The organism is Arthrobacter sp. AOP36-C1-22 (genome assembly GCF_052377515.1).
Classification (GTDB): Bacteria; Actinomycetota; Actinomycetes; order Actinomycetales; family Micrococcaceae; genus Arthrobacter_H.
The window spans coordinates 1-1,172 of the sequence record NZ_JBQSWW010000063.1; the positions used below are offsets into that span (position 1 = coordinate 1).

The 1,172-nt window shown below is 66.7% G+C and carries 1 protein-coding gene; it reads left to right on the forward strand.

All coding sequences use genetic code 11. The features are described 5' to 3' along the window. Positions 1-87: 87 nt before the first annotated feature. A partial coding sequence (locus tag ACT3S6_RS15875) for a DUF222 domain-containing protein (protein WP_444555773.1) occupies positions 88-1,172 on the forward strand: 1,085 nt, incomplete at its 3' end.

Genomic DNA, 1,172 nt, shown 5'->3' on the forward strand with positions numbered 1-1,172 from the left:
CCCCTCACCGGCCCGCTTCCGGGTCGTGTTCTGCACACCCCGGTGGCTGCCGTCCAACCTGTCGGTGGCAACTGGCACAGTGGGGTCATGGACGCGATCAACGAAGCAGTGTCGGTCAACGGGTGGCAACTCACCCGTCAGAGCGCCACGGCCGTTGACGGGTCCACCCGGTTCAAGGCCGCGGAAGCATTGGCCCGTTTCGCTGAAGCCGAGAAGTTCCGTGCCGCGGCCATGCTCCACGACGAGGCCCAAGAAGCGATAGATCCCCGTCTGGAAGCACTACAAAACCGGCCCGGGATGCGGATCTCGCTCCGGACCGGACGCATCGTGTCTTCCGCGGCCACCGATAGTGCCGCGATGGAAATCGCCCTGATCGCCGGGTTGTCCCCGGGCCAGGGACATCGGGTGTTGGATCAGGCCGAGACCCTGGTGATGGATACCCCCGAAGTCCTGGAGTCGTTGGCGTTGGGGCGTATCGGGGCCAGTCATGTCCAACGGATCCTGGAACATACCCACCACATCACCGCCGAACCACCGGCCTTGCCGGCCCGGGATGCGGACGAGGCCCGCAAGGAGGAGTTCGAACGCGACGTCGCCGCCGCAGCGGCCCGGGCCCGGGCCGATCGGCGGGACTTCGGGGCCGATATGTTGGCCATCGCTGCGGGGAAGTCGCCTACGCAATTGCGGGCCCGGGGCCGGCAGGTCCTGGAGAAGTATTACGGGTTTTCCTTCACCAAACGCTCCCGGACCGAGTTGCGGGACCGCCGGATCGAGCTGGAACAGGCCCGTGACGGGATGACGTGGTTCTCGGGGTATCTACCCACGGCTAGTTGCCAGGCGATCTTCGCGAAGGTCGATGCCATGGCCCGGCTGCTGAAGACCGACCCCGAAACGGCGGCCGCGGTCAGCCAGGCAGCAGCCCACGCCGCCGGGAACACCGGCCCCGGTCATGACATTGAGGAAGTGGCCCCGGGCCGTGTTGGGGAGCTACTTGGCCAGGGTGCTGCTGATCCGGCGCCGGGGGCCGGGGCCGGTGATGATGCCGGACAGTTTCGTACCTTGGATCAGTTGCGGGCCGATGTCTTCACCGACATGATGCTCAACGGTCCCCGGGGCCAGGGGTTGGAGACGGTGGACGCGCAGGTCTTCGTGACGATTCCGGCGACCATGCT